This window comes from Mucilaginibacter sp. 3215 (genome assembly GCF_050433785.1).
GTDB lineage: Bacteria > Bacteroidota > Bacteroidia > Sphingobacteriales > Sphingobacteriaceae > Mucilaginibacter.
In genome coordinates this window covers 252,330-266,019 of sequence record NZ_JBNPWO010000005.1, presented here as the reverse complement: position 1 = coordinate 266,019, position 13,690 = coordinate 252,330, and the positions used below count along the sequence as shown (strand labels likewise).

General features: G+C 45.0%; 9 protein-coding genes. 5 read left to right on the top strand and 4 right to left on the bottom strand.

Translation table 11 applies throughout. From position 1 onward, the window contains the following. The first annotated feature begins 446 nt into the window (after positions 1-446). Positions 447-2,348 carry an acetate--CoA ligase gene (gene acs / locus ABIC84_RS11870; RefSeq protein ID WP_229701670.1) on the top strand — a complete coding sequence of 634 codons (1,902 nt, stop codon included), beginning with the start codon at positions 447-449 and terminating at the stop codon, positions 2,346-2,348. 13 nt (positions 2,349-2,361) lie between these two features. Here acs and ABIC84_RS11865 read toward each other — a convergent pair whose 3' ends face one another. Beyond that, a complete protein-coding gene (locus ABIC84_RS11865) occupies positions 2,362-3,678 on the bottom strand; it encodes an amino acid permease (RefSeq protein WP_429263691.1) in 1,317 nt (438 codons plus the stop codon). Between the two features lie 194 nt (positions 3,679-3,872). Here ABIC84_RS11865 and ABIC84_RS11860 point away from each other — a divergent pair, with 194 nt between their 5' ends. From ABIC84_RS11860 to ABIC84_RS11845, 4 genes are all read left to right on the top strand, one after another. Further along, a complete protein-coding gene (locus ABIC84_RS11860; protein WP_429263690.1) occupies positions 3,873-5,624 on the top strand; it encodes a c-type cytochrome in 1,752 nt (583 codons plus the stop codon). Positions 5,625-5,684: 60 nt separating this feature from the next. Beyond that, a complete protein-coding gene (locus ABIC84_RS11855) occupies positions 5,685-7,358 on the top strand; it encodes a tetratricopeptide repeat protein (protein ID WP_429263689.1) in 1,674 nt (557 codons plus the stop codon). Between the two features lie 116 nt (positions 7,359-7,474). Continuing rightward, positions 7,475-9,073: a S8 family peptidase gene (locus ABIC84_RS11850; protein ID WP_429263688.1), complete on the top strand. Its 1,599-nt coding sequence runs from the start codon at positions 7,475-7,477 to the stop codon at positions 9,071-9,073. Positions 9,074-9,086: 13 nt separating this feature from the next. After that, positions 9,087-10,595 carry a carboxylesterase/lipase family protein gene (locus ABIC84_RS11845; RefSeq protein WP_426583546.1) on the top strand — a complete coding sequence of 503 codons (1,509 nt, stop codon included), beginning with the start codon at positions 9,087-9,089 and terminating at the stop codon, positions 10,593-10,595. A gap of 448 nt (positions 10,596-11,043) precedes the next feature. Here the strand turns inward: ABIC84_RS11845 and ABIC84_RS11840 are convergent, their stop codons facing one another. From ABIC84_RS11840 to ABIC84_RS11830, 3 genes are all read right to left on the bottom strand, one after another. Beyond that, positions 11,044-11,274, bottom strand: coding sequence for a hypothetical protein (locus ABIC84_RS11840; RefSeq protein ID WP_429263687.1), 231 nt, complete (start codon positions 11,272-11,274; stop codon positions 11,044-11,046). Positions 11,275-11,329: 55 nt separating this feature from the next. Next, positions 11,330-12,265: a DUF6268 family outer membrane beta-barrel protein gene (locus tag ABIC84_RS11835; RefSeq protein WP_429263686.1), complete on the bottom strand. Its 936-nt coding sequence runs from the start codon at positions 12,263-12,265 to the stop codon at positions 11,330-11,332. Positions 12,266-12,498: 233 nt separating this feature from the next. After that, positions 12,499-13,665 carry an aminotransferase class V-fold PLP-dependent enzyme gene (locus ABIC84_RS11830; RefSeq protein ID WP_429263685.1) on the bottom strand — a complete coding sequence of 389 codons (1,167 nt, stop codon included), beginning with the start codon at positions 13,663-13,665 and terminating at the stop codon, positions 12,499-12,501. Positions 13,666-13,690: the final 25 nt, after the last annotated feature.

The following is a 13,690-nucleotide window of genomic DNA, read 5'->3' as shown; positions in this document are numbered from 1 at the left end:
CGCATTATCATAGCATATTCGGTTGTGTATTATTGGCCAGTCAAAACAGGAAGCCATGCCGGATTTATCGGTGCCCCACATGCCGGGTATCCAATGCAAGGAGATAGCCCTCCCAATCGGGTTTATAACATGGGCGTTGCCTGCGGCCCGGGCTTTCCGTTGCAAGTCCTCGCTTGGCCCCTACGCTCCCTCTCGTTCGCTGCGGGCTTTACACTGCTATCCCTAACGCTGCCTGCGCACGCGGCCGGGAACAACAACAAACGGAGCCCACAATTAGTCCAATAATTGCTTTTTAAAATATTTTAAAAAGATAGAATTTTAATATATACATCACACATAAATTATTAAATTACGCCCACCATTTAAACCAGCATGAAACTTGGTACGGAGGAACAAAAACAAACAATTTAAACCCGGAACAGCTTCATCAACCAAACAACCAACCGATGAAAATTACATCATTTGAAGAGTACAAAAAAGTTTACCAGCAAAGTGTTGAGCAGCCCGAGCAGTTTTGGGCCGGCATTGCCGATAATTTTTTATGGCAAAAAAAGTGGGACACCGTACTGGACTGGAACTTTAAGGAGCCTAAGATCAAATGGTTCCAGGGTGCAAAACTCAATATAACCGAAAACTGCCTCGACCGTCACCTCGAAACTCTTGGCGATAAACCGGCCATCATCTGGGAACCTAACGACCCGGAAGAGGATCACCGCATTTTAACATACCGCCAGTTGCATGATAAGGTTTGCCAGTTTGCCAACGTACTTAAAAACAACGGCGCAAAAAAAGGTGACCGTGTTTGTATCTATATGCCCATGATCCCCGAGTTGGCTATTGCTGTTTTGGCTTGCGCGCGTATCGGTGCTATCCACTCGGTGGTGTTTGGTGGTTTTTCTGCACAGTCCATCGCCGATAGGATCAATGATGCTGAATGTACTATCGTGATCACCTGCGATGGCGGCAAGCGCGGCAATAAGGAAGTTCCGCTTAAAACCGTGATTGATGATGCTTTGGTACAATGCCGCTCGGTTAAAAAAGTTATTGTGCTTACCCGCAGCCGTACGCCGGTATCCATGATCAAAGGCCGCGATGTTTGGTGGGAAGATGAGATCAAAAAAGTGGAAACACAAGGTAACCCAAGCTGCCCTGCGGAAGTGATGGATGCCGAAGATATGCTCTTCATCCTCTACACATCTGGCTCAACCGGTAAACCCAAAGGGGTGGTACATACCTGCGGCGGCTACATGGTTTATACAGGTTATACTTTTGCCAATGTATTTCAGTACAACCAGGGCGAGGTATATTTCTGTACTGCCGATATCGGCTGGATCACCGGTCACTCTTATATCGTATATGGCCCGCTTTCGCAGGGCGCTACTACGCTGATGTTTGAAGGGATCCCAACTTACCCTGATTGCGGTCGTTTCTGGGAGATTGTAGATAAATTCAAAGTAAACATATTATATACCGCGCCAACAGCTATCCGCTCACTGATGAGTTTTGGGCTGGATAACGTAAATAATAAAGACCTGAGCTCGCTTAAAAAATTGGGCTCCGTAGGTGAGCCTATCAATGAGGAAGCATGGCATTGGTTTGATGACAATATCGGCAAAAACCGCTGCCCGATTGTTGACACCTGGTGGCAAACCGAAAATGGCGGTATCATGATTTCTCCTATCGCCGGTATTACCCCAACCAAACCGGGGTATGCTACCTTACCGTTACCAGGCGTACAACCTGTTTTGGTTGACGAAAACGGCAAAGTGATTGAAGGCAACGGTGTAAGCGGCAACCTGTGTATCAAATTTCCGTGGCCGGGTATGCTGCGTACTACTTATGGCGATCATGAGCGCTGCCGCACCACTTACTTCGCCACTTACGAAAACATGTATTTCACCGGAGATGGCTGTCTGCGCGATGAGGATGGCTATTACCGCATTACCGGTCGCGTGGATGACGTATTGAACGTATCCGGTCACCGTATAGGTACTGCCGAAGTGGAGAATGCCATCAACATGCATAGCAGCGTGGTCGAATCGGCGGTGGTAGGTTATCCGCATGACATTAAAGGCCAGGGTGTTTATGCCTATGTGGTGAGCCCTGATAAGCATGGCGATGAGGACATTACCCGCAAGGATATCATCATGACGGTATCACGTATCATTGGCCCGATAGCCAAACCGGATAAGATCCAGTTTGTAACCGGCTTGCCAAAAACCCGTTCGGGCAAGATCATGCGCCGCATTTTGCGCAAGATAGCCGAGGGGGATACCTCAAACCTGGGCGATACCAGTACTTTGCTTGATCCGGCAGTAGTTGACGAGATCAAGGCAGGGGCTTTGTAATATTTAAAAAAGACTAATTCACATTTTTTGTGAATGCGGCCCAAACATAAAACGGGATCCCGGCCATCAGCAGTAAAAAGCCGTAATACACAGCTTCCTGCCCGGCTCCCGCAATAGCCCAAAGCGCATAGGCAAAAGCCAGCATAGCCAGTGCTATAGCTCCGGCCCAGCCCCCTGCCTTTGGGCTTTTTCGTACCCGGATAACCAGGTAAGCCGCTGCCGATAACAAATAGGGGATCAAAACGCTCAACAGCGAAAGCAGCAGCAGAAATTTAAATTGTGTTACCAGGCCTTTGGTATAATTCATGGCCATAAACAGCGATACCATGATACTGCTGATGATAATACCCATATAAGGTACACCCTTTTTATTAGTGCGGCTGAATATCGGCGGGAAAAGTTGATCTTTTGAAATGGCATAAGGCACTTGCCCCTGCAATAACGTCCAGCCGTTCAGCGAGCCGAAAGCGGCGATGGCAATACCTGCGCTTACCCAGTAGCGGGCGCTGCTGCCGTAGATGATCACCGCGGTATCGGCATAAGGTGTAAGTGACTTTTGCAGCTGCGCCGCCGGAATAATACCGATAACGCTTACACTCCCCAGTATATAGATAAAGGTGGTGATGAGCAGCCCCAGCATGGTTGCCCTGGCTACCGTTTTTTCGGGATTGGCCACACTGCCCGATGGAACGGTGGCGCTTTCAATACCAATAAACGCAAACATGGTCATGGTAGCGGTTGCCTGCAGGGCGCTGACTATGCCTGTCCCGCTGGCGTTAAAAGGACTGAAGTTTGCTGCCTTAATGAAAAACAAACCGCCGATTGCTACCAGCAGCAGTGGCAACACCTTTAAAATAGTGGTAGCCAATTGCAACCTGCCGCCGGTAACAACGCCCAATGTATTGATATAGGCTAACAGCCAGATAGAACATAAACCGGTAATCACAGCAATAACACTGCTGCTTCCCAATATTGGAAAAAAGGTGCTTAAGGCGCTCACAAACGAGATAGTAATGGCAGCGTTGGCACAGGCCACAGCAAGGTAGTATCCCCAGGCCACTAAAAATCCAATGAAATCGCCCAGCCCGTCGCGGGTGTAGGCATACGGCCCGCCGGTAGCATGGGGCAGAAGCTTGCTCAGGTTGCTGAAAACCTTCGCTAAAAAGAACGAGCCTATTGCCGAGAACACCCAGCCCAGCAAACCAATACTCCCGAACGAAGCCATAGCCGCTGGCATCAGGAAAATGCCTGCACCTATCATATTGCCAATCACCAGCGAGGTGCTGGTCCACAGGCCTAATTTGTTTTTTTCGGGATGAGCTTCGGGCATGGATCTTTTGTTTTGTTGAAAAGATAGGACTTTTTGGGATAATATGATATCCTTACATCCGGCCCATGTTATAATATTTAGTCTCTCAGCCAATAAAAATAAATCTTCCTAAACATTTACCTTCAAAATCGCTTTTATAGCAGGGCATTGCCGTTTAATACCAATCCTGCATTTAGATAACCTGTTCGCCTCAAATGAAAAGCAAAAAAACTATGACCGGCGTGATGCTGGTGCTGTGTGCACTGTTGATTATCAGTTTTAAAAATATAGGCCATAACACTGTACCGCCTGCTGCTGACACCGCCAATGGCGGCTTATTCCTGCCCGGCAAATTTAAAGCGGTTGTGGTGGTGGATAGTTTGGAAGGCCGCGCACGTCATATCGCGGTGAACACCAATGGCGATGTTTATGTAAAACTCCGCTTCCCCGATTCTATCGGCGACAACGTTGCCCTGCGTGATACTAACGGCGATGGCCGGGCTGACGTCATTAAAAAGTTTGCCAACTATGAAGACAAAGGGCCCTATGGTACAGGCATGCGCGTACATAAAGGATACCTGTACTTCAGTTCGGAGGCAAATGTTTATCGAACCAAATTAAATCCGCAAACATTGGTACCCGATGCCCCGCTCGAATTGATTTTGCATGATGCTACCGCCCCGCATGAACATGATGCTAAACCCCTGGCCTTTGATAATGCCGGACATATGTACGTGGCGTTCGGAGCACCCTCAAACGCCTGCCAGGAGCAAAACAGGGTCCCCGGCTCAAAAGGGATCAAGGGCTGCCCGTTATTAAAGCAATATGGAGGTATCTGGCAGTTTGATGAGGCTAAACCTAACCAGGTACAGGCCGATGGAATCCGTTATGCTACCGGCATGCGCAGCATAGTTGCTATGGACTGGAATACTGCTGACAATTGCCTTTATGTGGTGGCCCATGGCCGTGACGACCTGCGCCTGCAGTTCCCTAAAATATTCAGTGCCTGGCAAAGCGCGGTGCTGCCTGCTGAAGAGTTTATTAAAGTAAAAAAGGGCACTGATGTAGGCTGGCCATATTATTATTACGATCCTATTAAAAAGAAAAAACTTCTGAACCCCGAATATGGCGGCGATGGCATAAAAGCCGGCAACGGCGCTAAATACACCCAGCCTATCATGGCTTTCCCCGCGCACTGGGCCCCCAACGACCTGTTTTTTTATACCGGCGATCAGTTCCCGGCAAGATATAAAAACGGGGCTTTTATTGCCTTTCACGGATCAACCAACCGGTCGCCTTACCCGCAGGCAGGCTTCTTTGTATGCTTTGTACCCTTTAAAAACGGGAAGCCAGCTGGTCAGTGGGAAATCTTCGCAGACGGCTTTACCGGAAAAAACACGGTAGTAAGTGTAAGTGACGCGGCTTACCGGCCAATGGGGCTGGCCATGGGGCCCGATGGCTCCTTATACATCAGCGAAACAGAGGAAGGAAAGATCTGGAAAATTTCCTACACGGGTAACAAAGCCGGGTTTGGCAAGGCCGAACTTGCCAAAATGGAGCTCCGTAAAAAACTACCGGGTTTCAGGTTGCCCGATGTTTTAAAGAGCGATCTGCAAACCGGCATGCTCAAAGGCGGCGCTAAAATTTACAATACCTATTGCGCTAACTGTCATCAAAAAAATGGCCGCGGCGATGGTAATATGATCCCGCCGCTTAGCGGATCGGAATGGGTAACCGGTGGTAAGTTTATGGAAAAAGACCTTGCTATAAGGGTACTGCTTAATGGCCTCGATGGACCCATCAAGGTGAAAAACAGGCCTTACAACAGCGCCATGCCCAAGCATAATTTTTTAAGTGATGCTGATATCGCTGCTGTACTTACCTATATCCGCAATAATTTTGGTAATAACAGCAGCCTGGTTACCGCGGCTGAGGTAAAAAAGGTTAGGGCTGAACTGGGCAAATAGGATTAAACCGGCAACCCATTTCCATTTTTTAATATTAACCGGATATGCTATTTTTATAGCATGACCTTATCATTTAAACCAATAGCTTTTTGGCTGTTTATTTTAGCCCCCTTAACCACCTGGGCTTTAGTACCGGCGGATACTTCCAGTAAAAAAAATTCCGTACCAATAACTGCACCTGGTTACCAGATCAGCGACTATGCATCCTATTTAAAAGAGGCTATCACCTGTTTCAGGCAAGACAGCATTGATAAAGGAATGATGTTACTATCCAAAAGCATTAAAAACATCACCTTACAAAAAGATGTAACGCGGATCATGCCCTATCAGGGATACGAAATTTTTAGCCTTGTTAAGGATATTGCTGACAATAGCAATCTTTCGCCTGCGGAAAAACAACTGGGGAAAGATTTTTTTAAATTGGTATTCACATCACAGCCCGGCGATAAAAATGCCGATAAAATTTTAGACGGCTTTTTTAAAAATGCTCCTAATACCGTTTTTGCTAAACGATTAAAATTACTTACCGCGTCATTTAAAGGAAAATCAGCCGCAGGTACTGAATTGAACCGGTTGCTAAAAGACAGCCCGAAATTGATTTCGGCCAACACAATGAAAGCAGAAATGCTGTTTGATGAACATAAATACCGGGAATGTATAACGTATTGTGATCAAATATTGGCGGTACGGCCACAGTATGCCCATGCATACCAGATGCGGGCTAAGTGCTATTATAATCTTGATGAGCTTGACAAGGCGGTAGCTGATTACGACCAGGCCATTAAATTTTTCCCGGGCTACTTTGTACTTTATTATGACCGGGCCGACTGCCTGATCGACCTTGAAAAATATAAGGAAGCAGCAACTGATCTGCGATTGACATTACGGTTAAAGCCCAATTATAGTTGGACTTACTACAACCTTACCAGGTGCTACAAAAATATGGATATGCCTGATAGCGCCCTTTATTTTATCAATCAGCATATCAACCAAAACACCGACGATGGTGATGGTTATAACCTGAAAGGTGATATTTACTGTGACAGGAGCGAATACGAAACAGCTATCAGTCTGTATACACAGGCCATCAACCTGGAACCCGACCGACGGACTTTTTATGTTGATCGCGGCGACGCTTATTATTACGCAGATAAATTGGACGATGCCATAAAAGATCTCCAAAAAGCTATCAGCATTGATAAATCATATCCTTTTCCATACGACAGGATAGGCGATTGCTACTATCAGAAAAAGCAATATGAAACAGCTATAACTTATCATCAGAAAGCAGTAAGGGCCGACCCGACCTATAAATACGCTTACGTAGGGCTCAATTTAAGCTATACGCAATCGGGTAACTACCAGGAAGCTATTGATGCCGCCAAAAAAGCAATAACTATTGACAGCACTTATGCCAATGCCTTGGGTAACCTGGGGTGGTCATGTTATTGCGCTGGTAAGTTTGATGACTGTATAAAATATTCTTACAAGGCGCTGAAATACCAGGATGACGCCACTTACGCCATGTTTAATATAGCGCTTGCCACACTTGCAAAAGGCGAAACAGGCAAAGCGAAACAATTGTATACAGGTTTTATAAAAACCTGTAAAGAAAAGAAGTATGAGATAAGGGATGGCGCCACCGACGATTTACGGGAACTGATCAGGAAAAAGGTTTACGTAGAAGAATCAAAATTTATAATTGAACATATTTTTGAGCAAAAAGTAGAGTGACCGGCAAGATATTTTTTCCTAAAAACGTGTTAAAATCACCAAACCCCCACATTTTTTAAACAATTAAAAACCTACTTTAGAGTTTTTGTACTTATAAACTATTACTGAAAGTATTAATGATAAACAATTTTCCGCTTAAAAAGCTTGTGCTGGTAGCCGGGCTTTGCTTACCTGTATTCACTTATGCGCAGGAAGCTCCAAAAACTAAACCTAACTGGCAAAACCTTGATCTTAAAACCGATTCTGTATTTGGGATCAGTACTGAAAAAGCATACAACGAGCTGTTAAAAGGCAAAAAACACGTTACCGTGCTGGTAGCCGTAATTGATGGGGGTATTGATGTGGACCATGAGGACCTTAAAAAGGTGATCTGGAACAACCCGCAAGAAACCGCCGCGAATAAAAAGGATGATGATAAAAACGGTTATGCTGATGACATGCACGGCTGGGATTTTATAGGATCGGCCAAGGGAGATGTACATTACGATAACCTGGAGCTAACCCGCCTTGTACGGATCAACAACGCACGCTTTGCCAATGCCGACAGTACGAAACTTACTGGTAAAGACCTTGCCGATTTTAAAGCATACAGCGCTATGAAAGCTGATATGGATAAGCAGGTTGCCAAAGCACAGCAAACCTATACGGTGATCAATAAATTCAACACCCTGCTTGATGGCGTACTGGCGAAGCTGGGCAACCAAAACCCAAGCCTTGATGACATTACCAAATTTGAGCCTAAAGATAATGGCGAGGCCTATGTTAAACGTGTATTGGTAAGCGCCCTGCCTTCGTTTAAAAATGTAGCCGAGTTCAGGGAGAAAGAGGTAAACGGCGGCTTAACTCACTTTAAAGAACAGTTGGATTATCACCTCAACCTTAATTTCAATTCAAGAGATACCGTGGGCGATAACTATAACAACGCTAATGAGCGTTTTTATGGCAATAATGACGTAACCGGCCCGGATGCTGATCATGGCACCCACGTTGCCGGGATTATTGGCGCGATAAGAGATAACAATCTGGGTGTTATGGGTGTGGCCAATGATGTAGCTATCATGTCGGTACGTACAGTGCCTACCGGCGATGAACGCGATAAGGATGTAGCAAATGCTATTCGTTATGCTGCGGCTAACGGCGCTAAGGTCATCAACATGAGCTTCGGCAAAAGTTACTCGTACAATAAAAAAGCGGTTGATGAAGCTGTAAAATTTGCGTTAAGCAAGGATGTATTGCTGGTACATGCCGCGGGTAATGACAACAATAACACCGAAGTTGAACTGAACGTCCCTAACCGTATTTATGAAGACAAAAGCGGCGTAGCCGGTGCCTGGATAGAAGTTGGCGCATCGGGTCCTAAAGACGACGAAACGCTGAAAGCATCTTTCTCCAATTATGGCAAAACCAGTGTTGATGTGTTTGCACCGGGTGTGGCCATTAATTCAACCACACCAAAATCTGCCTATGCCGAGCATGATGGTACCAGTATGGCGGCACCGGTTGTAACCGGTCTGGCAGCGCTTATCCGTTCATATTATCCAAAATTAACGGCTGTACAGGTTAAGGAGATCATCATGAAATCGGTAGTGAAAATATCGCATAATGTAGAGATTAAAGATGGAGAGACTAAAAAAGAAGTTCCGTTTACCGATCTTTGTGTAACCGGCGGCGTTGTTAATGCTTATAACGCGCTTCAGCTGGCTGCCACTTATTAAGATCAACCATGTTATGAAAAATATCATCCGCCTGATTCCGGGTTACACGTTTTTACTGGGCATATTTTTAGGTTTTACCACCTCTGCCCAAACAGTTGTAACAAAAGTATCAGGTGGATGGATAAAAGGTATCGAAGAAGGGCCAACCCTGGTATTTAAAGGCATCCCGTATGCTAAACCACCGGTTGGCCCTTTGCGTTTTATGCCCCCGCAGCCAATGATGGCATGGAAAGATACGCTTTCATGCGAAAAATTTGGAAGCCCGGCATCGCAGGGTGGCGGCACAGGCGGACTAAAAGGCAGCGAAGATTGCCTGACATTGAACGTTTATACACCAACAACAGCAAGGGATGCCAGGCTTCCGGTGCTGGTATGGGTACATGGCGGCTCGCTTACAGGCGGCTCGGGTATGGGGATGAACGGGCACGCTTTTGCCGACGATGACAGTGTTGTTACCGTTACCATTAATTATCGCCTTGGCGTTTTCGGCTTTATGTATTTGGGCGATGTAAACAAAGCTTATCAATCATCCGGAAATAATGGCCTGCTCGATCTGATCATGGCGCTGAAATGGATCAGGCAAAATATTACGGCGATGGGCGGCGATGCTTCGAAGGTTACCGTCATGGGCGAATCGGCAGGCGCAAAACTCACCAGTGCCCTGTTGGCAACACCGCAATCCAAAGGCTATTTCAACCAGCAGATTTTAGAAAGCGGCGCCGTGCAATGCATCCGGGATTCTGTTACCGCTAAGGGCATCAGGCAGCGGTTAATGACCGAGCTGGGTGTTAGCAAACCTGCCGATCTCCTCAAAATCTCCGCCGAAAAACTTATAGCAGCACAGGCAAACATCAGCAATGGGGCACAGGGCACCAACTATTTTGGCCCCGTGATAGATGGCGCGGTGATTTCGCAGGATCCATATCAATATATCCTCAAAAACAGGAATGATAAAGTACACTTCCTCATCGGTACCAATAAGTTTGAAAGTAAAATGTTTATGAATTTTGATAAACGCCTCAATCACCCCGATAGCACAGTGCTATATGGCTGGTTTGGTGATAATTACCGTTATATTTTATCAAACTTTGAAAGTGAGGCTAAAAATGGCAGTGCAGATAGCGCCGCCATAAAAGTACTCACCCAATACATGTACCAGATGCACAGCTACCGGCTGGCTAACACATTAGCGCAGGCAGGCAGCCACGTTTGGATGTACCGTTTTGATTACAAGCGCGATGGTACCGGTGCAACCCATGCCGATGAATTAAGCTATGTTTGGTTTTTACCCAAACAAAACAATTTTAACGATACAGAACTAAAACTGGCTAACCAAATACACCAAACCTGGGTAAACTTTATAAAAGGCAAAGCTCCGGGCCAGGTTAATGATAAGCAATGGCCTCATTTTGTAGCCGGCGAAAATAATATCATGGTTTTTGATACCGTTTCGGGACCAACGCAGCTTAACGATATTTACAACGACAGGGCCCATCCTTCTTCCTGCTTTGTACTAAAATAATTACCCTGGATGCAGTTTAAAATGGTTTGATAAAATCTTATTGAAAAAGCCGTCATTGCTGTAACGAAGCAATCCCCGGTTAGCAGAGTTGCTCCGTATAGTTCGGGATTGCTTCGTTCCTTATAATGGCATGATTGTAAGCTATTGATTATTAAGTATATTTTTCGATTGATTTTATAGATTTGGGCGTTGCCTGCGGCCCGGGCTTTACGTTACAAGTCCTCGCTTTTCCCGCCCGCAATCCCAATCCACGCCGTGGGCTTTACACTGCAATCCCTAACGCGGCCCCACACATAATATCCCTAAAATATATTTTACATGCCATAACGGCTTTTTTCAGCTTGCCTTGATGCTTTCTCAATAACGCGTTTCATCCGTTTTTTAACAGCTCTTCAGGTTTATTTGACAAGCGAATAGGCATACAAACATTATAATCCGGGCTTTGTGTTTATTCGAGCGGCTGGCATTTGTAACCATGATCTTTAAGGATGCCCACGACCGATTGCGGTGAAACATCCGGGCCCTCTATCCTCAATACTTTATCACAATCTTCCAGGTCAAAATTTACACTGCTATTGGTAATACGTTTTTGAAGCAGGCCCACCAATTTTGCTGCCTGCACCGGATCCTCAACATTTGTTTTAAAAACCTCGACCATTAAATTAATAGTTGTTTCCATTGCTGCGGTTGATTGATGTTATACATTGATAAGGAATACTTGCACCGGCTCCGGGTTAAAACCGGTAGCTGATCCCCGATTCGACGGTGAAGCCGGTCTTTTTCAGTTCGGCCAGGGGAACACGTTTGTTCAGGTCGTTAAATGGAGCCCAGTTAACTTTTTGATCTTTATTGTATAAGTCAAGCTTCTGCACAAAATTGTACCCGCCGCTTATTTGTACCGAAAAGTTTTTAGCCAGCTGGTAATTATAAAAAAGCGTGTTTTTATACTGCTGTACCTGTAAATAATTTGACCCGGTTTTTTTTGATAGGCGATACGAGCCCCCGCCAATGCCAAAGTCGCTGCTGAAACCAATGATACTTTTATCGTTGAGCTGGTACTTTAATTTTTCGGAAACGGGCAGGGTGCCGCTAAGGCTCAGTTTTTCGCTGATCTGCCATTCTATCCCGATAACCGGCAGCAGTATCGTACCAAAAAACTGCCTTGAATAACCCACACCTACGGCGTAGGAAAAGTTTTTAGACTTACGGATCTTGAGCATGGCAAAGCCTGAGTATAGCATGTCTTCGCCCGAAACATCTTTCAGATCGGATGATAAGGTAGGGATTGCTGATACCAGCAGCGCGTACTTTGCAGAAAACGATTTTTGAAAAGTGATGGGTACCGAAATAGAATAAAAATCAGCACCGCCGAATGTTTTTCCTGTCCCGGATAAGGAAAGCCCGCTGTAACTAACGCCGGCAAGTAAAAAATCAAGCTTTCCGTCCCTGAAATAATTTATCAGCGGTACGTTGAGCGAAGCATTCACTTGCCTGATGTTCATGTTTTTATTTTTAACGGTAAACGGCGAGTAGGAGTAATCGGCATCAAATGATCCGATTTTGGGCTTAAATACTGAATCGGCATTGGTTGCCGTTTTTTGCTGGGCGCCTGCAGTAAATTTAAACGAAATCAAAAAGATAACAAGATAGATCAGAGATGTTGCTTTCATAGCATTTGTGTTGTTAAGACGATTATTAAAATTTGTCTCTTAAACACGCCTGAAGCGTTTTACCCTCATTGCTGTTGATGATATTTTTTTAAAGTGGATTTGGGGGGGGGCTGGGGTAGTTCGGGCTATTTTTATTAATAAACGGACATCTTTCGGCCAAGGATATGGTTAAGCAATTGAAGCCTAGTTATGGAAAACGTTAAAGCGCCACAACCTGTCAGCATAAAAAGAGATTAGCGCGAAAAATTGATTATTAGTTGTATTAGTTTATTACGGTCTTTTGCGCTCATAGCGGGATACACTGGTAAATAAACAAGATTGTCTAATGCTAATTCTTCAGGTTTGGGAACGCCGCCCGCCTCGCTCAACTTGATTAAGCTTGATGCTTTTTGCGAAGCATCAAAACCGTTATTACGCAAGTGTTTGATCAGTGCATCCGGATTATGGGTTTCAACAGGCATCACCCAGTAAGAATGCCTCTTGTTCTCAAAACCAATTTTATAATTATCGGGGATCTTTGATAAAATATCTTTAGCTAATTGGATCCTTTTAGTAATACTATTTTGATCAAAGTTAGCAAGTTTTTTTCGGAGCAGCCTTTGATTTGGAGTGGAAGGCTGATGCCGGATCTGTCTAAAAATATCGTTGCCGGGGAAGCCCTTTGTAAAGCCACCTAATACCTGTTCAAAGTCTTTTCCCAAAGCCATCACTAAATTATAAAACCCGGTATAAATAACTTTATTGGTGAGCAGCTTTACAAACAGCACTTTAAAAAGCTTTTTAAAATAGCCTGCAGTGCTTTGTTGATGGTAGTGCCCATTTTGCGCAACAACCTCAGCGTACAAACCCGGGTCTTTTATTTTGATCATCGCCCCGCTAATAGCCGTATTGGTTTTAATAAAGCCAAAGCTAAACATCACTACGTCTGATGCGGGATTCCCGCTATATAAATTACCGGCATATGCTTGTGCGCAATCCTCAAATATAATGAGGTTATGCTTTTTTGCTATGGCAACTATCGCTTCAATTTCCATGATACCGCCAAAAAGGTGAGTGATCAGTATAACTTTGGTTGCAGGTGTAATTGCTGCTTCCACCTGGGCCGGGGACATATTTAAGGTATACTTATTAACCGGGATCGGAACAAGCGTTAATTCGTGCCAGTTAATTATGGCGAACATATCCGGGATATTGATATCAGTAACAATCATCTCGAAGCCCGGCGGAAAATTCAAAGCATTTAATACCAGATCGATTCCAGTTCTCACCGAGAGGCAAACCATTTCGTTAGCGCATTGATCAACATCCGGCCCTGGTAAGCGAAAGCGATCAGTAAGGCAGTAATAAGCACCTTCAACCAAATTCTTATAGCTGATATATAATTTACCTCTGGGTATCATGTTACATTTATATACGCGGCTATAA